The sequence below is a fragment of the Fictibacillus terranigra genome, assembly GCF_030412265.1.
Taxonomy (GTDB): Bacteria; Bacillota; Bacilli; order Bacillales; family Fictibacillaceae; genus Fictibacillus_C; species Fictibacillus_C terrinigri.
Genome location: NZ_JAUHLN010000001.1, coordinates 81,705 through 102,618, shown reverse-complemented (window position 1 = coordinate 102,618; position 20,914 = coordinate 81,705). Strand labels below are relative to the sequence as shown.

Below are 20,914 nucleotides of genomic sequence, written 5' to 3'. Positions count from 1 at the left end.
TCTTTTCCTTTTTACAGCCCTTTTACTGCTGCCATGATGAATAGTACCCAGCTGGCAATAAATGCCACTCCGCCAAACGGCGTGATGATGCCGAGCTTCGAAATACCGGTTGTGCTTAATGCGTACAAGCTGCCGGAAAACAGGATAATCCCAATGAACATCAGCCAGCCTGACCAATGCAATGCTCCTGAGTTTGCCAGTTTTCCCGCGAGAAGGCCGACGATCAAGAGCCCGATGGCGTGATACATATGATATTGAACACCCGTTTTATAAACTTCGAGCATCCTCTCCGATAGTTTTCCTTCCAGACCATGAGCACCGAATGCTCCCAGCACGACTGCCAGTGCAGCATTCACGGCACCCAGGATTAAAAACAGCTTCATTTCCAATCCACTCCTCTAGTTTTCTTTTATCATACCAGAAAGTAATGGAGGTTATGAAACATCCGTATTTTTCAGATCCTCTCTTTCTCTCAGCCTTTGACCGTATTGCTCCAATTTCTTTTCAAGCTCTTCCTTATCAACCAGTTCATCACGCAAGTCTTTTATTACAGCTTCCAAGCTTTGTATCCTTTTTTCAAACTGCAGCATCAAATAGCCAGCCAGTAAAACCGGAAAGCCCACATTCCCAAGGAGATTTACTAGCCCTAGCCAATCATTAGCTGTATTCATTTAAGATCTCCCTCACTTTTTCAGTATATTTTTACGAACAAATGTTCGTAAAAATAGTATAAACCCGAACAGTAAAATTTACCATCATACCTTTTACCGTTTTAAAAAACAAGACTTTTGACCTATCTGCTTTAGAAAGTTAGATGCTTTTGGAGGTGAAACATTCCAAAGCCTTTGAAACGGCCCTTTATGAATTGGTGGTCTTCCCTGATCGTCAGGAACATCTTTTATAAAGAACGAGAAGATGAGAAGAACACTTAAGAAGACGATGGGCAGATTGAATCCGGCAGCCGGGCCAAACGTTTCGGACACCGCTCCCACGAGCGGAGCCCGCAAAGACTCCTCCTATTCCTGAAGCGGCACAGACAAGGCCGAGCGCTGATCCTCCTGTAATCAATCCAAGGATCGGAATACCTAATTGCGAAATGGGTTTCCAGGAAACTTTCCATCCTTCATAATGGAGAAAAAGGTGAGGAAAGGGTGAAGGTTTTGAAGAGAACATGGTGGAAGGAAGCAGTCGTCTATCAAGTCTATTGGCGCAGCTTTCTTGATACAGACGGAGACGGTTTTGGAGATTTGGAAGGCGTCATCCAAAAGCTGGATTATATTAAAGAACTGGGAGCAGACGTGATCTGGCTCAATCCGATCTATGAGTCACCCGATCTGGACAACGGATACGACATCGCAGACTATCGTTCGGTGATGAAAAAAGCAGGAACGATGGAAACTTGGGAAAAACTGCTCAACGAAGCTCACAACAGAGGATTGAAGTTTATCATGGATTTGGTGGTTAACCATACCTCTGATCAGCATCCTTGGTTCCTTGAATCGCGGTCATCAAAGGATAATCCGAAGCGAGACTGGTACATCTGGAAAGATCCTGCAGAAGGCCGGGAACCGAACAATTGGCGTTCTTATTTTTCTCCTTCTGCATGGGAATACGATTCCCATACGGATCAATATTATATGCATTCTTTTGCGGTCCAGCAGCCTGACCTCAATTGGGAGAACCCAGAGGTCAGAGAAGAAATCTACAGCATGATGAGGTTTTGGCTCGATAAAGGAATTGATGGGTTCCGTATGGACGTGATCAATCTTTTGGCCAAACAAAAAGGGTTCCCCGATGCGGGACAACCAAAGAACATTGATTACCTCGGAAATAATCCCGGCATTCACGAGTATCTTAAAGAGATGAACGAAAAAGTGCTGCGGCACTACGATGTGATGACCGTCGGCGAAATTCCGTTCGTTACACCTGAAGACGGCCTAAAATATGTTGGGGAAGACCGGCATGAACTGAACACGCTGTTCCATTTCCAAGTAGCGGACGATATGCCTTCCTGGGATATGCTCAGGTATAAGGAAATTCAGCAAACTTGGTATGAAGGCTTGCATGGAAAAGGGTGGAACTCACAATTTTTGAACAACCATGACCATACCCGGCAGGTAACACGGTACGGAAACGATCGGGTATACCGTGTGGAATCGGCTAAATTGCTCGCTACTATGGTCCATACCCTTCCTGGGATGCCTTATATTTATCAAGGCGAAGAGATTGGAATGACCGGGGTAAGGTTCGAGACGATCGATGAGTATGAGGATATAGCGATGAAAAATAAATATGGGGAAGAAACAGGAAAAGGCAGAGACCCGCAGGAGGTGCTGCGCGAGCTTCAGCCGTTAAGCCGTGATAATTCGAGGACTCCCATGCAGTGGAACACATCAAAGAACGCCGGCTTTACCAGTGGAAAGCCTTGGCTCAGCTTGAACCCAAACTACAAAGATATCAATGTTGAAAACGCACTGAACGATCCCCATTCGATCTTTTATTTTTATAAGGAGCTGATCGCTTTGCGCAAAGAACACGACGTCATGGTTTATGGTGATTATCAGGATCTGTCAGAGGGTGAACCTTATTTGTACATTTACACCAGGAGCTTGAATGGTGTCACATGGCTGATCATGCTAAACCATAGCGATGAGCCGCATTCATTTTCTCTCCCGGCTTCCTATACGCCCAATGAAGATCATCTGGTCCTTGGAAACTATTCATCGGTCAACGGCCAAAACATCCTTCAGCCACATGAGGCAAGAATCTACCATCTATAAAAAACAGGCTTATCCATTTAGGATGAGCCTGGTTTTCTTTATTCTAGAAATCAAAAATGGAGTCGCCATTGCCTTCTTCGTCATCATCCATCTTTTTATTCGGTTTGGTCAATGGACCTGTAAATCCAGGCGGAGCCGAAATAGGGGAGGGCTGCATCCACTGGCCGGCCTCCCTGGCAGTGTCAGACTCCAGCATAAGTTCGCAGAGTGTTTTAATGGCAGCCGCATTCTCCTTTGTTTTTGGCGAACCCTCCGGGAGCTGCTTCAATTCAGTCAAATGCTTTTCCATCAGTGTGATGATATGCCGAACGGAAATACTCATGATATGTTCTCCTTCCGATAAACCTTCTATGCTGTTCTTATAGTACCACATTTTTTCTTCACGAAAAAAAGACAGCCCAAAAGAGACTGCCCGACATACTCCGCGCATTTATTATTGAAATTCACAATGTTTCACGGTGATCCAGGCCGCGAAACCCTATGAATTATCCATTTTAATAGATTTTTGGATCTGCCAGCAGAATACCCTTCATATATTTCCATTTCTTTAAGTATTACTAAGTAGTATCTAGCCATTCTTAATAATATCATTTATCCTCTCCCCTCGATTTGAATTGGTTGTTCGTATTTTGTTAAGATGTATCCACCCACTTCACTTTACGGCGTGCTTGTTTATAGTTGTTGATCTGTTGGAAGAGCGGTCGTTCTTTCTTTTTAATGGCTTCAACCAGCTTGGCTGCCACGCGGTATTTCTGCTCTTTCGCACGAACCGTTTGTTCCACCTTGGTGATCATCAAGGCAACCGCTTTTTGAAACATCACGTTCACCGTAAATAGAATAATGGCTATTAAAAACACAGATTGTTCCATATCCGTTCATCCCCCTTTTTATTCGTAAATCTATTTTAATGGCTTACCAGTGTTTCGTTCGGCCTGTCCTCCTTTCTTCCTGACTAGATGCTTTCATAACTTACTATCTTATGTTCTTGATAGTTTGATTATACGAAGCGCAAAAGGAAATGTTTGTCACAATCTGCTTTGTTTCCTAGTTTTTTTCCTACATATCTTTGCGTTGTCCAACAAAATACGAACCATTCTTGAAAGCATCGTTCTGTCTGATGATGTTTCAGCCTGTTTTTTTATCGATAACACGCTTGTTTCGTCTAATAAAAACTTTTAAAATTTGATTTCTGCGGATCTTTCGATAAAATAGTAAAAAAAGAGTTCTATGGAAGGGAAGAGTAACATGTCTATTTTAAAAGAAATTTTAGCTTACAATGAAAAGTTCGTGGAAAATAAAGAATACCAGAAATACCAGACGACCAAGTTTCCTGAGAAAAAGCTTGTTATTATTTCATGTATGGATACAAGGCTGACAGAACTTCTTCCGCAAGCCATGAATATAAAAAACGGTGACGTTAAGCATATCAAAACTGCCGGTGCGATTATTGCCCATCCTTTTGGAAGTGTCATGCGCAGTATCCTTGTCGCCATTTATGCTTTAAAAGCATCCGAGGTCTGTGTTATCGGCCATCACGACTGCGGAATGAGTGCTCTTGATCCGGATGATTTTATCGAAAAGATGAAAGATAAAGGCATCCAGGAAGAAACACTCAATACCTTAAAATACTCAGGCATGGATTTTAATCAGTGGCTCAAAGGGTTTGATAAGGTAGAGGATGCAGTGAAAGACAGCGTAAGCATGGTGAAGCATCACCCGCTTCTTCCTGAGGGTGTTCGCATTCATGGCCTCGTAATCGATCCGGAAACCGGAAAGCTCGATGTTGTGGTTGATGGGTATGAACAAGAAAAGCACTAGGGTTAGGTACGAATAATCTGGATAGTATACCCTTCTTTGCATTAAAAAGCTCCTGGCTGTACAGTCAGGAGCTTTTTTTTGGAAGTTTTGGCAATTTGACCGAAAAGACTGTTCCTTTATTCGGTTCACTTGTCACTGTAACTTCTCCGTTATGCTGGTCAATGATTTTAAAACTTACCATCAATCCGAGCCCGGTCCCCTTATCCTTTGTTGTAAAGAACGGTTCTCCCAGCTTTTTGAGCTGATCCTTATCGAGGCCATGCCCTTCGTCTTTAACTTCAATGATTGCGTAGCCTTCGCTAATGCGTTTGACCGATACTTCAACCTGGCTTCCTTTAGGAGAGGCTTCCACTGCATTTTTAATCAGATTGATGAAAACTTGTTTCAGGGAGTTTGAATCACCCCTGATCCGGCAGTCATCCTGAATCCCATTTTTGATTGAAATATTGGAGAGGCTGGCAAACGCCTCCATCAGCAGCAAGGTTTCCTTTACAAGCCCGGACAAATCCACTTCCTCATACGTGAACTGCTTCACTCTTGCCAGCTGCATGTATTCCTCTAAAATCCTGTTCATCCTATTAATTTCCGTCAGCATGATCGTCGTGTACTCATCGGAAATATGCTCCTCCTGCATGAACTGCACGAATCCTGACAGAATGGCCAGCGGATTTTTGATTTCATGGGCAACACCCGCAGCCAGCTGGCCGATGACTGAAAGTTTTTCTGACTGTATGATCAGTTCTTCAGTCCGCTTCGTTTCTGTGATATCACGGTAAATTCCGGCTATCGCTTTAATTGTGCCATCCGGGTTGCGGATCGGAGAAAAGGTGACAGAGACCGGAAACAGTTCTTCTGTTTTCTTTTGGTTGACCATTTCATAACCAGAAACCGCTTCTCCTTTAATCATTTTCTGAAATACCTCGCCGATCATATACATTTGAGTAGATGGAATATGCTGAAACGGCTTTCTCAGCACTTCTTCCTCCTTCCATCCGTAAAGCTCAATGAATGCCCTGTTTACTGCGAGCACATCTCCTTTTAGGTTTTGAACGAGGATGGCATCCGCTGTCTGTGAAAAGACAGAATGAAAATATTCTTTCGATTCAACCAGCTGGCTGGCAGTATGCCTTTCCCTGTTCTCAGCCCTCATCCGGAGGTTTTCTGTAAACTGAGTCGAAAGAACAAAGAAAACTGTTAAAAAAACGAGCAACAATAGAATAAAGACCAAATCAAAGTCTTCAACCGAGGAAAAGAGCTCGCGATCCGTAAAAAAGAAATAAGTAGACATGGCTACAGCCAAGGCACCAGAATAAATAATGACTTTGTATTGGCTGTAAATCGTGCTCAGCAAAAGGCAGAACCAAATGTAGAGATAGTTGACCAAAACAGGCTGTACGGATATTAAACAGAATAGAAAAGAAAAAATACCTGTTGCGGTTAGATACATTGAAAAAACAGGTGTGCGGTTCCATACCGCAAAAAAGGTAATAAGGCCTCCAATGCCAAACCCTACCGGCAGCATGAACGAAACAATATCGCGGTCGAAAATATAATCAAAGAGAACATCAATAACAAAAAATCCCCACAACAATTTATAAAGGAGCTTATTTCTTTTCTTGATTAAGATTAATTTATCATCTGTAAAACCATTCACTGTTCGGGCTCCTTCATCCAGTAATCACTCCAACAACTGGATTATATCACAAATAAAGGGATTGCCTGCGGAACAAAAAAGCTTAAACCTTCCCATTACGGAGAGGGTTTAAGCTGGTCTGGCTTGCTGCGGCCTATTTGTTCAGTTTTGTGATTCTGCCTTCAACTTTAGGATCCACTGTACCCTTGCCTTTGATGTATTTCACAAGTGCTTCAAGATCTACGATATCAATCTCAGAGTTTTTGCCGTTCTTTAAGGTTGTGTATCCATCTCCGCCGCCTGCCATAAAGTTATTCACCGTGACAGAATAGGTTTTGGCCGGATCCACAGGATTTCCATCAGGAAGCGTGATGCTCACGATCCGCTCTCCTGCCGCCTTTGAATCGTCATAGGAAAACTTCAGCCCTGAAATCTGAAGGATCTTTGCACGTGTCGGATCTGCCCATTGCTCCTCCAAAAGACTTCTAACTTGAGCACCGGTCAGATCCATTTTCACAAGGTCATTTCCGAAAGGCTGAACGGTAAATGCTTCTTTCCACGTAATTTTTCCTGCGTCAATATCTGCACGCACTCCGCCTGGGTTCATAAAGGCGAAATCGGTCTTCGTCTGTTCTTTCATGGAGTCCGCGATCAAGTTCCCCATTGGAGATTCGCCGTCTGCATTCGCATCTTTGCTGATGTAGTTAGGTGTGTCTCCGATTTCTTCGTTTAGAATAGGAGCAACATCTGCTACGTATTTATCAACAAATGCTTTAATATCAGGATCCGGCGCAATTTTTCCACGGTCTACAGTGACGACTTCCGCGTTCTTTTTTACGATATCCTGTGTTTTTGGATCGATAACAAGATCTACATCAGAGAATGCGGTCCCTGAAGAATAGGATTGAACGAGAAGCTTGTTGTCGACGACAGCATTCGTTAGCGCATGGTTATGGCCGCCAAACATCACGTCTACTTCATCATCCACTTTATTTGCCATATCTACCAGTTCGCCGGTTGCGTTTTGGCCGTCAGCTGTAGAGTTTGCCGGGTTGTGGGCAAGCACGACGATGGAATTAATCCCTTTTGCTTCCAGTTCTTTTGCATATTTGTTAATGGCTTCTGCCTCATCTGTAAATTGAACGCCTTCCACGCCGCTTGGAATAACGATGCTTGGTGTATCAGATAGGACCACGCCGATGATGCCTATCTTTGCTCCGCCTACTTCTTTGATCACATAAGGATCAAGAAGAGGCTTGTTCGTGCTTTTGTCGATGACATTCGCTGCTACATAAGGAAAGCTTGCACCTTCAAACTTGCCGTATTTCGCTTCTGTCTTCGGATGGCTCCCCCCAAGGATCAGACGCATCATTTCTTTTACGCCTTCATCAAACTCATGGTTTCCGATGGTTCCCGCATCAAAGCCCATTTTGTTCAGGAAACGGATCGTAGGCTCGTCCTGCAGCAAAGCAGATACTGGAGAGCTGGCTCCAACCGCATCACCTGCATGCAGGAGCAATGTATTAGGATTGGCTGCTTCACGCTGTTTTAAGTAAGCGGCTAGAAATTCTGCCCCGCCTGCATTGATCTTTGCATTGAACGTATCAAGCTGGCCATGGAAATCATTGATCCCCAACAGCTGAACATGAATGTTTTCAAGCTTTTTAAGCTTGTAAGCGTATTTCGCGAAGCCCTCTGCTGCAGAGCCCACATATTGAATAGCGCCATCCGCCGGTATTGCTTTTTGAGCGTCAGGTGCAGATTCAAAGGTTACACTCGGTTCTCCTGCTACAGAAGCAAATTTCCAGTTTTGGTCAGCAGAAGGATCGATCGTTCCGCGTTCACGGATATAATCGATGATGACTTGGCGGTTTTCGTCAGGGTACAGGTTAACTGCTGTTTTATTCTTCACGCCAGGGAACGTTCCGTTTGCACGGTAGTTATTCGTTGCGACAATAAATTCCTGGTTATTGTCGATCGGCTTGCCATTGTATTGAAGATTTTTAATACGGCTGGAATCAGGATTGGTCACGTTTCCGTCTTTGTCGTATTTCGCAGGTTGTGTGACATCGACGTCATAAGTTACACCATCGATAACATCAAAGTTATACGTTGGGAAATCGTTGTTCACAAGCGCCTGCTCTTCCTTTTTAGATGGATCGATCTTGTTGAACTGCCCAGCAGACATCTCGAGCCATTCCTTCACATCAGAGCCTTTTACTTTGACTGTGGCTACCGTGTTCGGATACAGATATAGATCAGAGACGTTCTTGATCGCAATCGTGCCTTTTGGAATATTGGTGTAGTAGTTCGCACCGTTTCTTCCGCCTGCTTTAAATGGAGCCCCTGCAGATAATACCGGCAGGCCTTCATCCTTCGTTCCTTTTAATTGCTTTTCAACGTACCATTTTTGTGCGTTCGTTACGATTTGAATGGATGGATCATCCTGGACAAGTGCGAAGTAGCTGTTGATGTCAGCACTTGTCTGTCCAACCGGCTGGCGGACATAATCAAGGGTCCCTTTATGGTCTTTATTAATCGCCTTAATGATGCTTTCATCGGTTTTGGCGAGGCTTTTCTTGTTTACTTTATCATAGACCGCCCGTAATGAAGTCTTCGCTTTGGCGATAGACCATTTTCCTTTGGCTTTTACAAGGCCAAGGTCCATTACCCCAAGCTGGTTACCCCAGTTTCCAGGCATGATGACCGGCTTGCCGTTAATCGTACCGTTCTTTTCATCCACACCCGGCAGGCTGGCGAAATCGCCAGGGAACGTTTTATGATTGTGTCCTGAAATAATCGCATCGATGCCTTTAACTTTGGTAAGGTCATAAGCGGCATCCTCTTCCATCTGTTTGCGGTCCGTATCTCCAATTCCGGAGTGAGCCAGAGCAACAATGATATCCGCTCCGTCTTTTTTCATTCTAGGAATATAGGATTTCACCGTTTCGACGATATCCTTTGTGATCACTTTTCCATCCAGGTTGGATTTGTCCCACATGGTGATCTGAGGAGTAACAGCACCAATCACACCGACTTTAATCACGTGCTTATGCCCTTTTGCATCGACGACTTTCTTTTTAATAATTTTATAAGGTTTAAAATAGTTCCTGTCGTTATAAGGGTTTTTATCATGATCATCTTTAAAAACGTTGGAGTTCACGTACGGGAACGGAGCATCATCCAATACTTCCTGAAGGTAATCAAGACCATAGTTAAACTCATGGTTTCCTACCGTTGCCGCATCATACTTTAATAGCTTCATCGCTTTGAAAACCGGATGCAATTCCCCGTTCTCAAGCTTGTCCACTTTCGCTTTGTAATCTCCCAGCGGATTTCCCTGAATCAAATCGCCATTGTCAAAAAGGAGAGTATTCTTGGCTTCGCTTCTCGCCTTTTTGATGAGGGTTGCTGTTTTTGCGAAACCGAATTCATCTGTTTCTGCATCTTTATAATAATCATAGTTTGCGATATGGGTGTGGATATCGGTTGTACCAAGAATCCTAAGCTGGACCGATTCCGTTTTGCTCTGTGTTTTCGGCTTTACTGCAGCATGGACCGAATCCATAGTAAACGGTGAAGCAAGTACGGTTAATGCCATTGTTGATGCCAGTAAAGAATGTCCCATGGAAGTAAAGGACTTTTTCCCCATACGTATCCCCCTAAAATCATTCAGTTATTTTATTTCCAATCTAATTATATATTTTGAAAATAAAAATTAAAGACTTTATTCACAAAATAAAGGTAAATATATGATATTTTTGTAAAATTAATAAGAAAGACCTACAATTTCAGTTCCTTAAACCTATAAAACACACTATTTCATTCCGCTTTTGAATACGGAAAAGGAACGATAAAAAAAGCCGCCGGATTTCAGTCCCGGCAGCTTTTCTTACTGGAATACAACAGGTTTTTGATTTTCTGTTATAGGTGAAAACTCATAGCCTTGCTTTTGAAGCGCGTGAAGCAGGGCCGGAAGATCCCGGGCGGTCATTTCCTTATCATGCATGACGATGACCGGGTCTTGCTGGTTCATCTCGACCAGTTCTACTTGCTGCATCGTTTTACTGACCCAGCTGTCATCATTGCTGCCCCAGTCCACACTGTCAACGTTCCAATCCCACATGATAAATCCGTTCCGCTTCAATGCCTCTATATAAGCAGGTTTCATGTCCGGCACACTCCCGTATGGCACACGAACAAGATTGGAACGCTCACCCGTGATGTTTTCCATCGTTTGGCGGCATGTTTTCATTTCACCCGCAACCGTTGAAGCACTGTGATAAAACGCTTCTTTATCGTGGGTCACACCATGGCATCCAACCGCATTTTGGCTAAAAGCCAATCTCAAGGTTTCCACAGGGTATTGTTTCATATGAGGTGAAAGCATAAAAAAAGTCGCAGAAGCGTGATAGTCATTTAAGTCACTAATGAGTTCGTCCGTCGTTTCCGATGGTCCATCATCAAACGTTAAATACACTTTTTTATGTTCCGGTTCGCGTTCTGCTTTAACCTTGTTTTCATCCAGGGGCAGCGCCAGGATGGCCAAATAGAGTATCGCCAGCACTCCCATTGTTTTAAATGCGATTTTCACAATCATCCCTCCTACCCACAAGCTATTCGGAGGAAACGATTCTTTTACCGGGATATCGATGGCTTCCAGTTAAAAATGCTCCTATTTATGGGTGCCAAAGGATACCGGGTTTTGAAAATATCCGGAAGGCCTACATAAAAAAGGGATGCTTCAACAGATGAAGCACCCCAAGGGTCATGCGGACCGTCTTCCTTTAATTAATTTGAAAACAAGGACGACAACGGCCGCAATCAGAAGAATATGAATAATACCGCCAGCGATCTTAAAAATAAGTCCCAACAGCCATAGTACGATTAATATACCAATAATTGTCCAGATCATTTGGGTCTCTTCCTTTCTTGTTTCATTTCTCCTTATTTTCCCCAAAGTAAGGAGCATAAAACGCCAGGATCATTTTTCCATGTTTACAAAGACTGAAAAACGTGTACATAACAACTGTAATTCATTAAAAAGGAGGAATTTAACCATGGCTGTTAAACCGTTAGTACGGGAATTTTCTACAGAACATGAAGTTATTTCTGCGGTTAACGAACTGGAAACTCGAGGAATCGACCACGATGATATCTACGTCCTTGCACATGAGAGGGATGACACGCGTGATATCGCAGATGCTGCAGACGCAAACACCATCGGAACGGCAGAAGAGGGACTAGGAACTGCCATTAAAAATCTCTTCCAAAAACGCGGGGATGAATTGCGCAGCAAACTTGAGGAAGTCGGGTTAAGCTCCATTGAAGCACAGCAGTACGAAAGAAAGCTCGATGAAGGTAAAGTTCTTGTGCTTGTAAAAGGAGATAACAATCTCGACACTTGGGTGTAAGGTTAAATGATTAAAATGGGACAGGGTCACGTGTTGTGAAGCCTGTCCCTTTTTTCGTGTAAAAATAGTGATGTCCACTCTTGTCATTATTGGTGTATCAACCGATTGAACATAAAGGAGCAGTTTTTGAACATCCATTCTATTTTTTGAACATAACCTTGCCGACGTTGGCCCGTTATAATTTTACAGAGTTTTGTCAAAACTGAAAACAGCGATATAATGTTAGTATAATAGAGTGATAGATACATAAAGGAGGCTGGAAAAATGAGTAAAGAAAGCTCGTTTGACATTGTTTCTAAAGTTGATTTGTCTGAAGTGGATAACGCGATCAATATCGCCATGAAGGAAATTACGAACCGCTATGACTTTAAAGGCAGCAAAAGTGATATTTCATTGGATAAAGCCAACCAGGAGCTAACCCTTATTTCTGATGATGAATTTAAAATGGAGCAGCTGAAGGACGTCTTGATCAGCAAACTGATTAAACGGGATGTCCCGATCAAGAACCTGGATTACTCCAAAATTGAGCAGGCTTCCGGCGGTACGGTTCGCCAGCGCGCCAAGCTCGTCCAAGGGATCGACAAAGAAAATGCCAAAAAAATCAACACCATCATTAAAAATTCCGGCGTGAAAGTGAAAAGCCAGGTGCAGGATGATCAGGTGCGTGTGTCCGGAAAAAGCCGCGACGACCTTCAACAGATTATCGCCGCCATCCGCCAGGCAGACTTGCCCATTGAAGTACAATTTATCAATTACCGCTAAAAGCTGAGTCATTCTCAAGCGATGAGCAGCAGGAGCCTGTCCCGATAGTGGGGCAGGCGTTTTTTGTTTGGGGTTGCGCCGTTGCTGTAGAGGGGGTGTTGGCTGTGAAAAAAATGCATCGAATGAGGTCGATTGGTGTCGAGTATCAACCGTTCGATAAATCCCTCCGAAGACCGACCGGAATAAGAAAATCCCGGGATCCTTCTCATTCCCGGGTTTTTCTTATTCCCAACTATCCTTAACAAAGCCTAGTTTATAAAGTCCAGCTGGCCGTCAGCCAATGCCGGTTTGTTTATTAAGCTCTCCACTGGAAAAATAAACGTCCAGGGCATGCTCGTTTCAGCTTCCAGCACGATCTGCGGCACGGTAAAGATGAATTTTGCTATCGTTTTTCCGTTCTCTTTATAGGTCATCTCCATGTTTTGGACAGTAAACGTTTCCTTGCGGAAATGGTGGAGAATTCCCGTTACGAGCAATTCTCCTTTATGATTGATGGCCGTACGGATCATGGCAAAAGAAGCAGCTTGTCCTGAAGGGATAGACGTCTCTTGAAAGACCTTTTCTATCGTTTTCCGATCCTGGCCGGCGATTGATTTATCCCATGAATACTCGTATATTAAACGCTGCATGCTAACACATCCTTTTGATGTTGCTCCCCGTATCATATCACATTTACCCATCCCGGCCCAAAAACGCAACCGGGGCACGCCCCAGGTGTCTAGTCTTTCACGTTTCTCCAGATGTTTATCGCAAAGAGCAAAATCCCCAAGGCAGTATTGGACGCCCGATTGCAATAAACGTCTCTGCTTGTTCATGTCCGTACACATAAAGGAAAGCGACAGCAGCATGTCGGCACCGATGTTATGCAGCCAAAAATGAAGTTTCCCCAGCCGGCCCTCAGCGGCTGCAGGAATTAAATGATAGATAATGCCCGCGAGAGTAAGCGCAATCCAGCCGAGCAAGTTAACATGCGCGTGCACACTTTTCAATTGAAAAACCATGGGAGATCGACATAAACATTCTGAGTCCGGCACCCAATACAAAATGCAGCGCCGAAATCTTAATCAATCGTATCGCTATTGGCACCCCTCTTTTCACAAGAGTATGTACCCAGGAAAATAGTCATGACATTCTTTCTGGAAAATTATCGTTTTAACCGTTTGTACAACGCATGTGTTCCACTGTTTTCCTCGCCCATTTCAGCAAGCTCCTCGTATAGATCCTTGGCCAGCTTCAGTCCTGGAGTCAATAGTCCCATATCCTCAGCGGATTCGAGGGCAATCTTCATATCTTTAATAAAATGCTTCACATAGAAGCCAGGTTCAAAGTTCCCGTTGATAATGCGCGGCGCCAGATTAGAAAGGGACCAGCTGCCCGCCGCACCTGATTCAATGCTTTTCAACACGGTTGACGGATCCAGACCCGCCTTTTCAGCGTATATAACAGCTTCACACACACCGATCATACCTGAGGCGATCGCAATCTGGTTGCACATTTTTGTATGCTGCCCGGCTCCGGCTTTTCCTTGATGAACGATGTTCTGTCCCATCAGCTTCAGAATAGGGAGAACCGCCTCAAAGTCCTCCTTCTCTCCGCCGACCATAATCGACAGTTTTGCTTCGCGTGCTCCCACGTCTCCGCCGGATACAGGAGCATCAAGGCCATGCAGCCCAAGCTCTCTTGCTGAATTGGAGATTTTTTCAGCCAGCTGCGGGCTCGAGGTTGTCATATCGATCACATATGTACCCTTTTCCGCATTTTCCAAGATTCCATCCTCTCCGAAGTAGATCTCTTCCACGTCCGACGGATACCCAACCATCGTGATCACTAGTTCAGAAGCTTTTGCCACCTCAGCCACCGTGCTCCTCCATACAGCTCCTTTGCTCAGCAGCTCTTCGGCCTTCTCTCGTGTTCTCGTATAAATATGTACGGGATGCCCTGCTTTTAAGAGATGTGCAGCCATGCTTTTTCCCATTACGCCTGTTCCTATAAAACCAACTGCCTTGTTTTGATTCATAATGAGTCCTCCTTATTTGTCTTTGGTTCTCATTATAGAGAAATAAAAAGTAACATACTAATGATTTATTTTTGCTGTAGTTGCCCTCTATCAGGTAAGGTAGATTTTGAGACAACAATGAAGGAGGGATGACCCATGAATCTATTGCTGTTAGGAGCTACTGGGAGGGTCGGCAGCGGTGTATTGCAAAAAGCGTTAAATGATGGCCATCAAGTGCATGTACTCGCCAGACATCCTGAGAAACTGGGTGCGGTCCATGAAAACCTTAAGATTCATGCCGGTGATGTTACTGTTGAGGCGGATCTTAGGAGGGCGATGGAAGACTGCGAAGCTGTCATCAGTGCTTTGGGGACGGATGGCGGGAGCGTGCTGTCAGACTCCATGCCGCTTGTAATTCGAGAGATGACGAATCGGGGAATGAAGCGGCTCATTACCATTGGAACGGCGGGTATTCTGGAAAGCCGCACAGAGGCCGGATTACTTCGATATCAATCAAACGAATCAAGAAGGAAGCTGACAAGAGCGGCTGAAGAACACCACCGTGCATACATGGCCATGAAGCAATCGGCCCTTCAGTGGACGATCGTTTGTCCGACTTACTTGCCTGACGGTCCGGCGACAGGAATCTACCGGGTGGAAAAAGGTTTTCTCCCTGTAGATGGAAATCAGATCAGTACAGGAGACACGGCTGATTTTACCTATAAACAGCTGGCCTCCACTGAATTTTTGCAGAGCCGCGTCGGCATTTGCTACTGAATCGAAAAAACCCGTCAGATCAACTGACGGGCTCTGCTTTTTATTCTTCAGTTTCCTCATAATACTGAAGTTCTTTTTCCAAGATGGCATCAACCTCAAGCTCGGTCAGGTTTGTTTTTCTTGCAAGATGGTCAATGAGCTCGTCCATATCGACATCCGCACTCTGCAAATCAAAGTAATGCCCTTCCTCTTTTAGAACGCGTCGGATTTTATCCTCCTCGTAGGATGTCTTCTCTTTAATATACTGAACAGCATTCTCCAATTTTTGTTCAATGCTCAAGCTCTTCTCCTCCTTTTATGTTCATTTCTTATTACTACCCGTTTGCGGCAATGCTATTCGGTTTCTTTTTATGTAAAGAAAAAAAGCAGGAACATTCCTGCCTTTTAATAATATGGTGAAATCATTAAATAAACAACAACACCCGTTAAACTGACGTACAGCCATAACGGCATCGTCCAGCGGGCAATCTTCTTATGTTTTTCCACCTGCATGTTTAATCCGCGGGCAAGAGTAAAGAGCGCAAGGGGAACAATAAGAGCGGCCAAAACAATATGTGTGATCAGAATAAAGAAATAGATGTATTTTAACGGGCCGTCTCCGCCATATTTCGTAGATTCGGCCAGATAGTGATACGTTACATAAGAAAGCAAAAACAGAGCGGTCGAAGTAAATGCTGCAAAGATAAAACGCTTATGCAGCTTAATGTTTTTTCTAATGATAAAAAACAGCGCCGCCAAAAGAAACACAAAGGTAAAGCTGTTAAAAATCGCATTCAGGCGGGGGAGAAGATGAACATCGAACGATACCTTGCCGTTGTAGGCCGGTAAGAAAAATAAAATAACAACAAGAACGTTGATCGCTATCGAAAGCCCAATGACAACAGGCGTGTAATTTCTCTGCTTCACGGTAGAGTTTGATTGATCGCTCATGGATAGGTCTCCTTCATAATCTTCTTTTTCGTTACCTATTCTACCATTGTAGACAACAAACCTGAAGCTAACTCCTCCTTGAAATCACAGATTAAAGCCATCTGTCAAAAAAACTACAAATTTATCCGCAATGAAAGAGCCCCTGAATTTCTCAGGGGGCCGGAACCGAAGGATTTATGCTTTTTGCAATAACTTTGTGTCATCGATCTGCGCTTCCCAATTTCTCACTTCATCCATCACGGATTTCACACATCCATCTTCAAACGGAGACACCAGTCCTGCAATGTTCACCAGTTCAGTAAATGGAAGGCTTCCTCCACGGCCGCAAAGCTCCAAGTAGTCTTGCCATGCCGCTTTATGGTTTTCCCGTGAACGTTTCCAGAACTGAAGTGCGCAAACTTGAGCCAGTGTGTAATCAATGTAATAGAACGGCGTGCGGTAGATGTGCGTCTGCATCTGCCAGAATCCGCCTTCCTCCAAAAATTCCATGCCGTCAAAATCGCGGTGCGGCAAATATTTTTTCTCCAGCCGGCGCCATTCTTGTTTTCTCTCATTCGGCGAGGCATCAGGGTTTTCGTACACGAAATGCTGGAACTCGTCGACGGCCACACCGTAAGGAATAAATTTTACTGCAGCAGCTAAATGGTCATACAGATAGCGGTCTGTATCTTCTCCAAAGAACTGCTCCATCCAAGGATACGTGATCAGCTCCATGCTCATGGAATGAATCTCACAAGCTTCTAAAGTTGGAAATTGGTACTCAGGCACTTCGTAGCCCCGGCTCGTATACACCTGGAAGGCATGTCCCGCTTCATGAAGCAGTACCCTGATATCACCCTGTGAGCCGTTAAAGTTGGTGAAAATGAACGGTGACTGGTACTCGCTGATATATGTACAATAGCCCCCAGGCGCCTTGCCTTCTTTCGCGATCAGATCCAGCAGTTCATTTTCAACCATAAAGGTGTAAAACTCATCCGTTTCCGGTGACAGCTGCTTGAAAATCTTTGCTCCCTGCTCAACGATCCAATCCGCATCTCCTTTAGGTTTTGGATTTCCCTGCGGAAAACTGAAGGATTCATCATAGAATTTAAGGCTGTCCACCCCAATGCGCGCCTTTTGTTTTTCCCTTAGAGATGTGCAGAATGGAACGATATGCTCTTTCACTTGGCCGCGGAATTTTTTGACCATGTTCTTGTCATAATCCGTGCGGCTCAAGCGGTTATAAGCAAGCTCTACAAAGCTGGTGTAGCCGAGTTTCTTGGCGGTGGACGTGCGGAGCTTCACCAGTTCATCATATTGTCTGTCCAGCTCCCCTTTATGGTCATTTAAGAATCCGAACTGCGCCTCCACAGCTTTCTTGCGAGTGGCCCGATCCGGTGATTGAGTAAACGGAATCAACTGTGCAAGTGTTCTTTTTTCCCCTTGAAAATCAATTTTCGCGGAAGACAGCAGCTTTACATACTGGCTCTTCAGTTTATTTTCAAGTTTAAGATCCTCAATAACCTCGGGTGAGTACGTTTTTAGCTCTGCATCCGCAAGGTTAAACAGATGCTTGCCCCACTTGCCTTCCAGCTCTTTCCTATACTTGGACTGGACGATCGCCTGGAAGAACTCGCTTACCATCCCTTGATAGACAGGAGTGTTTTCATCCATAAAATCGTGCTCTTCTTTATAAAAAGGATCTTCTGTATTTGATGTATACCTGATATGTACGATACTTTGCATCGTTTCAAAATGGTTTCGAATGGATACGAGCTCCGTCATTACACTGTTTTGCTCATGGAAAGAAGACGCGTGCTCAAAGTTCTTCAATTTTTGTTTGAACTCTTCTTGAAGCTGTTCCATATTTGGCCGTTTATACGTAAACTGACTAAATTTCATTTGATCTTCTCCTCTCTTCACTTGCTGTATTCTACACAGCCGCTTCTTTTCCTTTTTTGAATGAAAAGGCTAGGGTTTCGGCGACAATGTGTTTTATTATAGAGATAACAGTCCACCGACAGGAGCGTATCGTATGAAATCTGACTCTTATACAAATAATCCGTTTAAAGGTACGTTCGGAAGCCTTGAAAACCTTGCAGATACGATCAGCGAAGTCCTTCATTGCCCTGTGACGATCGAAGACGCCAATCATCGGCTTCTTGCCTACAGCACCCATGAAAATAGCACCGACCCTGCACGAATTGCGACGATTATCGGCCGCCGTGTGCCAGAGAAGGTCATCAACAGCCTATGGAAAGACGGGGTCATCCCTGAACTTCAGGCGAGCGACGACCCTCTTCGTGTATCCTCCATCTCCAAGGTCGGCCTGGGAGACCGTGTCGCCATTTCCATACGAAAAAATGAAGAGATCCTCGGCTACATTTGGGTACTCGAAGTGAACCGCCATCTGTCGGATGAGGATTTAGAGCTTTTAAAGAAAGCAGCTCAGGCGGCAAAGAACCAGCTGCTTCAGCTGTACACCGGTTCAAGAAGAAAACAGGAAAGCCTTCAGGAGTTCTTCTGGAAGCTTCTGACCGGCCACAGCCGCAATGAAGAAGCCATTCAGGACAGCCTGCGGGAGCTTGGAATTCTGCCCGGTTCTCCTGTCTCTGTACTGATCCTTCAGTTTCCTGATGAAATCGATGCTGCATTTGAGAAAAATATTAGCTACATCACATCTGTCAATCAGAGCGTCAAAGCCCAGCTCACAGCCTTGGACGAGAATCAAATGATCATGCTCGTGACCTCCGCACTGAAGGAACCGCTTAGTGAAATTTTACAAGCGTTTATTCAATCCTTTACCCTGCAAATGAAAGAACGTTTTGGGGTGAGGGAAATCACAGCAGGCTTTGGAGGAATCTACAGTTCGTATCATCTTACTGAAAAAAGCTACCTGGAAGCCTTGCAGGTGATAAAAATAAAGAACCGCTTTAAAGAAGCTGCATCCGAATTGTATGGCTATGAAAATTTAGGAATCTACCAGTTCCTTGATGTCATCCACCAGCAGCAGTCCGCCAGCCGCTATCAAAATCAGGCCCTCACAAAACTGAAGGAGTATGACCGGCTCCACAAGACTGATCTGTACAACACGTTGGATACGTACCTGTCAGCCGGTTCCAACACACACCTTACGGCCAGCCTGCTGCATATCCATCTCAATACGCTGACTTACCGGCTGAAACGAATCGCTGAAATTGGACAGATTGATTTTAAGAACACGAACCAGAAAACGATGCTTTATCTTGATTTAAAGATTCAGCAGCTTTTTTATTGAAGAGCGTTTGTGATATTTCACAAATGCTCTTCTTTTTTTTCTCTTTTCCTCACAAAGAAATTCAGATAGGAAAGGATTATACTGTAGGCACAGTAATAATGAAAACGCCATCATTTTGGCGCCAGGAGGTTATGCAATGATTATTGGTGTACCTAGAGAGATTAAGAACAACGAGAACCGTGTAGCTTTGACGCCTGCAGGTGTTGTAGCTTTAATAAAAGCTGGGCATGAAGTATTAGTGGAAACAAACGCTGGAGAAGGAAGCGGCTTCCTTAACGAAGATTACGCGGCAGCCGGTGCAGCAATGATCGATAGTGCGGCAGATGTTTGGGCAAAAGCCGACATGATCATGAAGGTTAAAGAGCCTCTTGCTTCTGAATACAAATACTTCCGTTCTGGTTTGATTCTTTTCACCTATCTTCACCTTGCAGCCGAGCCTGAATTGGCAGCAGCTCTTACAGAGAGCGGAGTAACGGCAATAGCTTATGAAACGGTTGAGCAAAACCGCACGCTCCCACTTTTGACTCCAATGAGTGAAGTAGCTGGACGCATGTCTGCACAGATCGGTGCTCAATTCCTTGAAAAGCCAAAAGGAGGAAAAGGTATCCTTCTTGGCGGAGTTCCTGGAGTGAAGCGCGGTAAAGTTACAGTGATCGGCGGCGGTGTTGTAGGAACAAACGCTGCAAAAGTAGCCGCTGGCCTTGGTGCTGATGTTACGATCATCGATTTAAGCCCAGACCGTCTTCGCCAATTGGAAGACATCTTCGGCAAAAGCGTTCAAACGCTTATGTCCAGCCCAATGAACATCGCAGAAGCTGTAGCTGAGTCTGATCTTGTCATCGGTGCTGTTCTTATCCCTGGTGCTAAAGCACCTAAGCTTGTTACAGAAGAAATGATTAAATCCATGACACCAGGATCTGTCATTGTTGATGTGGCGATCGACCAAGGCGGTATTTTTGAAACGGTTGACCACATTACAACACATGACAATCCGACTTACGAAAAACACGGAGTACTTCATTACGCGGTAGCCAACATGCCTGGTGCGGTACCTCGCACATCCACCATCGCATTAACGAACGCAACGGTTCCTTTTGCTCTTCAAATTGCGAACAAAGGGGTTAAAGCAGCAGTGCTTTCTAACCCTGCATTGAAATTGGGTCTTAATGTTGCTGGCGGACATATCACGTATGAAGCAGTAGCTAAGGATCTTGGTTATGAGTATGTTTCTGCTGACACAGCTCTTGAAAAAACGCTTCAAACCATCTAATCGGTAAAAATCAAAAGCACTTTTCTCTCTTTTCAAGAGGAGAGGGTGCTTTTTTCTATGTCTGCTCAAAGTAGTAAGTCCAGCTTCCAGGCTCGAAAACATGGTTCTTGTTTTCAGCATAGGTCTTCGGATGACGAAATAAAAACACCAATTCGTCCTTGGTCGTTTCGCCTTTGAGCAGAAAACAAAGTGTGTTTTATGCTCAAAGCCTCCAACGCTTGCCGGACCTAAACAGGATACTTCCGCTTTTTCTTTATTTCCCGGTAAATAATTTGTCG

General features: G+C 44.4%; 21 protein-coding genes. 7 read left to right on the top strand and 14 right to left on the bottom strand.

The window, feature by feature from the left end; translation table 11 throughout:
• Nucleotides 1-11: 11 nt before the first annotated feature.
• The 3 genes from QYF49_RS00540 to QYF49_RS00530 form a co-directional block, all read right to left on the bottom strand.
• Nucleotides 12-383 (bottom strand): DUF423 domain-containing protein, encoded by a 372-nt coding sequence (locus tag QYF49_RS00540; protein WP_290397691.1) that lies wholly within the window; start codon nucleotides 381-383, stop codon nucleotides 12-14.
• Between the two features lie 51 nt (nucleotides 384-434).
• Nucleotides 435-671, bottom strand: a complete 237-nt coding sequence (locus QYF49_RS00535) for a YvrJ family protein (protein ID WP_290397690.1) — start codon at nucleotides 669-671, stop codon at nucleotides 435-437.
• 93 nt (nucleotides 672-764) lie between these two features.
• Entirely contained in the window at nucleotides 765-1,007 is a 243-nt protein-coding gene (locus QYF49_RS00530; protein WP_290397689.1) for a hypothetical protein, read from the bottom strand.
• A 153-nt stretch (nucleotides 1,008-1,160) separates the two neighbouring features.
• Here QYF49_RS00530 and QYF49_RS00525 point away from each other — a divergent pair, with 153 nt between their 5' ends.
• Nucleotides 1,161-2,780 (top strand): glycoside hydrolase family 13 protein, encoded by a 1,620-nt coding sequence (locus QYF49_RS00525; RefSeq protein WP_290399005.1) that lies wholly within the window; start codon nucleotides 1,161-1,163, stop codon nucleotides 2,778-2,780.
• Between the two features lie 43 nt (nucleotides 2,781-2,823).
• Here QYF49_RS00525 and QYF49_RS00520 read toward each other — a convergent pair whose 3' ends face one another.
• Both QYF49_RS00520 and QYF49_RS00515 read right to left on the bottom strand, forming a co-directional pair.
• Nucleotides 2,824-3,102 (bottom strand): YwdI family protein, encoded by a 279-nt coding sequence (locus tag QYF49_RS00520; RefSeq protein ID WP_290397688.1) that lies wholly within the window; start codon nucleotides 3,100-3,102, stop codon nucleotides 2,824-2,826.
• A gap of 310 nt (nucleotides 3,103-3,412) precedes the next feature.
• Nucleotides 3,413-3,649 (bottom strand): hypothetical protein, encoded by a 237-nt coding sequence (locus tag QYF49_RS00515; RefSeq protein WP_290397687.1) that lies wholly within the window; start codon nucleotides 3,647-3,649, stop codon nucleotides 3,413-3,415.
• Nucleotides 3,650-4,025: 376 nt separating this feature from the next.
• On the opposite strand from QYF49_RS00515, the gene QYF49_RS00510 reads away from it, so the two are divergent.
• Nucleotides 4,026-4,598 carry a beta-class carbonic anhydrase gene (locus QYF49_RS00510; RefSeq protein ID WP_290397686.1) on the top strand — a complete coding sequence of 191 codons (573 nt, stop codon included), beginning with the start codon at nucleotides 4,026-4,028 and terminating at the stop codon, nucleotides 4,596-4,598.
• Between the two features lie 64 nt (nucleotides 4,599-4,662).
• Here QYF49_RS00510 and QYF49_RS00505 read toward each other — a convergent pair whose 3' ends face one another.
• From QYF49_RS00505 to QYF49_RS00490, 4 genes are all read right to left on the bottom strand, one after another.
• On the bottom strand, nucleotides 4,663-6,252 hold the full coding sequence (locus QYF49_RS00505; RefSeq protein WP_290397685.1) for an ATP-binding protein: 1,590 nt from the start codon (nucleotides 6,250-6,252) through the stop codon (nucleotides 4,663-4,665).
• Nucleotides 6,253-6,385: 133 nt separating this feature from the next.
• Nucleotides 6,386-9,883 carry a bifunctional 2',3'-cyclic-nucleotide 2'-phosphodiesterase/3'-nucleotidase gene (locus QYF49_RS00500; RefSeq protein ID WP_290397684.1) on the bottom strand — a complete coding sequence of 1,166 codons (3,498 nt, stop codon included), beginning with the start codon at nucleotides 9,881-9,883 and terminating at the stop codon, nucleotides 6,386-6,388.
• A gap of 240 nt (nucleotides 9,884-10,123) precedes the next feature.
• Complete coding sequence (locus QYF49_RS00495) at nucleotides 10,124-10,825, bottom strand: polysaccharide deacetylase family protein (protein WP_290397683.1); 702 nt, start codon at nucleotides 10,823-10,825, stop codon at nucleotides 10,124-10,126.
• A 174-nt stretch (nucleotides 10,826-10,999) separates the two neighbouring features.
• The gene (locus QYF49_RS00490; protein ID WP_290397682.1) at nucleotides 11,000-11,146 is read right to left on the bottom strand and encodes a lmo0937 family membrane protein; all 147 of its coding nucleotides are present in this window, start codon (nucleotides 11,144-11,146) and stop codon (nucleotides 11,000-11,002) included.
• A 145-nt stretch (nucleotides 11,147-11,291) separates the two neighbouring features.
• Between QYF49_RS00490 and QYF49_RS00485 the strand changes: the two genes are divergently transcribed.
• Both QYF49_RS00485 and QYF49_RS00480 read left to right on the top strand, forming a co-directional pair.
• Nucleotides 11,292-11,645, top strand: a complete 354-nt coding sequence (locus tag QYF49_RS00485; protein ID WP_290397681.1) for a YflT domain-containing protein — start codon at nucleotides 11,292-11,294, stop codon at nucleotides 11,643-11,645.
• A 264-nt stretch (nucleotides 11,646-11,909) separates the two neighbouring features.
• On the top strand, nucleotides 11,910-12,407 hold the full coding sequence (locus tag QYF49_RS00480) for a YajQ family cyclic di-GMP-binding protein (RefSeq protein ID WP_290397680.1): 498 nt from the start codon (nucleotides 11,910-11,912) through the stop codon (nucleotides 12,405-12,407).
• Between the two features lie 248 nt (nucleotides 12,408-12,655).
• Here the strand turns inward: QYF49_RS00480 and QYF49_RS00475 are convergent, their stop codons facing one another.
• Both QYF49_RS00475 and QYF49_RS00470 read right to left on the bottom strand, forming a co-directional pair.
• The gene (locus tag QYF49_RS00475) at nucleotides 12,656-13,408 is read right to left on the bottom strand and encodes an SLAP domain-containing protein (protein WP_290397679.1); all 753 of its coding nucleotides are present in this window, start codon (nucleotides 13,406-13,408) and stop codon (nucleotides 12,656-12,658) included.
• Nucleotides 13,409-13,551: 143 nt separating this feature from the next.
• Nucleotides 13,552-14,424 (bottom strand): NAD(P)-dependent oxidoreductase, encoded by an 873-nt coding sequence (locus tag QYF49_RS00470; RefSeq protein WP_290397678.1) that lies wholly within the window; start codon nucleotides 14,422-14,424, stop codon nucleotides 13,552-13,554.
• Nucleotides 14,425-14,559: 135 nt separating this feature from the next.
• Here QYF49_RS00470 and QYF49_RS00465 point away from each other — a divergent pair, with 135 nt between their 5' ends.
• Entirely contained in the window at nucleotides 14,560-15,180 is a 621-nt protein-coding gene (locus QYF49_RS00465) for an NAD(P)-dependent oxidoreductase (protein WP_290397677.1), read from the top strand.
• Between the two features lie 40 nt (nucleotides 15,181-15,220).
• On the opposite strand, the gene QYF49_RS00460 is transcribed toward QYF49_RS00465, so the two are convergent.
• The 3 genes from QYF49_RS00460 to QYF49_RS00450 form a co-directional block, all read right to left on the bottom strand.
• On the bottom strand, nucleotides 15,221-15,460 hold the full coding sequence (locus tag QYF49_RS00460; protein ID WP_290397676.1) for a hypothetical protein: 240 nt from the start codon (nucleotides 15,458-15,460) through the stop codon (nucleotides 15,221-15,223).
• Between the two features lie 104 nt (nucleotides 15,461-15,564).
• On the bottom strand, nucleotides 15,565-16,110 hold the full coding sequence (locus QYF49_RS00455) for a DUF420 domain-containing protein (RefSeq protein WP_290397675.1): 546 nt from the start codon (nucleotides 16,108-16,110) through the stop codon (nucleotides 15,565-15,567).
• Between the two features lie 174 nt (nucleotides 16,111-16,284).
• Nucleotides 16,285-17,991, bottom strand: a complete 1,707-nt coding sequence (locus QYF49_RS00450) for a M3 family oligoendopeptidase (RefSeq protein ID WP_290397674.1) — start codon at nucleotides 17,989-17,991, stop codon at nucleotides 16,285-16,287.
• Nucleotides 17,992-18,124: 133 nt separating this feature from the next.
• Between QYF49_RS00450 and QYF49_RS00445 the strand changes: the two genes are divergently transcribed.
• Both QYF49_RS00445 and ald read left to right on the top strand, forming a co-directional pair.
• On the top strand, nucleotides 18,125-19,366 hold the full coding sequence (locus QYF49_RS00445; RefSeq protein ID WP_290397673.1) for a PucR family transcriptional regulator: 1,242 nt from the start codon (nucleotides 18,125-18,127) through the stop codon (nucleotides 19,364-19,366).
• A gap of 136 nt (nucleotides 19,367-19,502) precedes the next feature.
• The gene (ald, locus tag QYF49_RS00440) at nucleotides 19,503-20,636 is read left to right on the top strand and encodes an alanine dehydrogenase (protein ID WP_290397672.1); all 1,134 of its coding nucleotides are present in this window, start codon (nucleotides 19,503-19,505) and stop codon (nucleotides 20,634-20,636) included.
• Nucleotides 20,637-20,914: the final 278 nt, after the last annotated feature.